Source organism: Sphingobium sufflavum (genome assembly GCF_021403115.1).
Taxonomy (GTDB): domain Bacteria; phylum Pseudomonadota; class Alphaproteobacteria; order Sphingomonadales; family Sphingomonadaceae; genus Sphingobium; species Sphingobium sufflavum.
On the sequence record NZ_JAJSSH010000035.1, the window covers coordinates 1 to 1,306 of the forward strand.

Annotated in this window: 1 protein-coding gene; it reads left to right on the forward strand. The window is 65.9% G+C overall.

Annotation, left to right across the window (positions count from 1 at the left end):
- Positions 1-4: 4 nt before the first annotated feature.
- Positions 5-1,306 (forward strand): UDP-glucose dehydrogenase family protein, encoded by a 1,302-nt coding sequence (locus tag LWE61_RS20510; RefSeq protein WP_234152500.1) that lies wholly within the window; start codon positions 5-7, stop codon positions 1,304-1,306.

Sequence of the window (1,306 nt, forward strand, 5' to 3'; positions counted from 1 at the left end):
CTTCATGAGAATCACGATGATTGGTTCGGGCTATGTTGGCCTTGTGTCCGGGGCCTGTTTTGCGGATTTCGGTCATGACGTGATCTGCGTGGACAAGGACGACCGCAAGATCGCGGCGCTGAAGGCGGGGCAGATCCCGATTTTCGAGCCGGGGCTGGATCATCTGGTGGCGGGCAATGCGGCGGCGGGTCGGCTGTCCTTCACGACCGACATCGCATCGGCGGTGGCGGGCGCGGACGCGGTGTTCATCGCGGTGGGCACGCCCTCGCGTCGCGGCGACGGCCATGCCGACCTCAGCTATGTCTATGCCGCGGCGGAGGAGATTGCCGGCGCGATCACCGGCTTCACCGTCATCGTGAACAAATCGACCGTGCCCGTGGGCACCGGCGACGAGGTGGAGCGGATCATCCGCGCCACCAACCCGGACGCGGACTTCGCGGTCGTCTCCAATCCGGAATTCCTGCGCGAGGGCGCGGCGATCGACGATTTCAAGCGGCCCGACCGCATCGTGATCGGCGGTGACGATGCGCGCGCGCTGGAGGTGATGCGCCAGGTCTATCGCCCGCTGCACATCAACCGCTCGCCCATCGTGGAGATGAGCCGGCGCGGCGCGGAGCTGACCAAATATGCCGCCAACGCCTTTCTGGCGGTCAAGATCACCTTCATCAACGAGATCGCGGACCTGTGCGAGAAGGTGGACGCCAATGTGCAGGATGTGGCGCGCGGCATCGGCCTCGACAATCGCATCGGGTCCAAGTTCCTGCACGCCGGCCCCGGCTATGGCGGCAGCTGCTTTCCCAAGGACACGCTGGCGCTGCTCAAGACCAGCCAGGATTATGACGCGCCGCAGCGGATCGTGGAGGCGGTGGTGGCCGTCAACGACAATCGCAAGCGGGCGATGGGCCGCAAGGTGATCGCGGCGATGGGCGGCGATGTGCGCGGCAAGACGGTGGCGGTACTGGGCCTGACGTTCAAGCCGAACACGGACGACATGCGCGACAGCCCGGCGATCGCGGTGGTGCAGACGTTGCAGGACGCGGGCGCCACGGTGCGCGCCTATGACCCGGAAGGCACGGAGCAGGCCAAGCTGGTGCTGAGCGACGTCCACTATTGCACCAACGCCTATGAGGCGATGGAGGGCGCGGACGGCCTGGTCATCGTGACCGAATGGGACGCGTTCCGCGCGCTCGACCTCGACCGGGCCAAGGCACTGCTCAGCCAGCCCATCCTGGTCGACCTGCGCAACGTCTACCCCAGAGACTTCGTCGAAAAGGCCGGATTTACCTATACGGCCGTCGGACGGTGA

Coding starts and splice junctions, on each gene's coding strand:
- LWE61_RS20510 (WP_234152500.1), top strand. CDS start 5: ATGAGAATCACGATGATTGGTTCGGGCTATGTTGGCCTTGTGTCCGGG.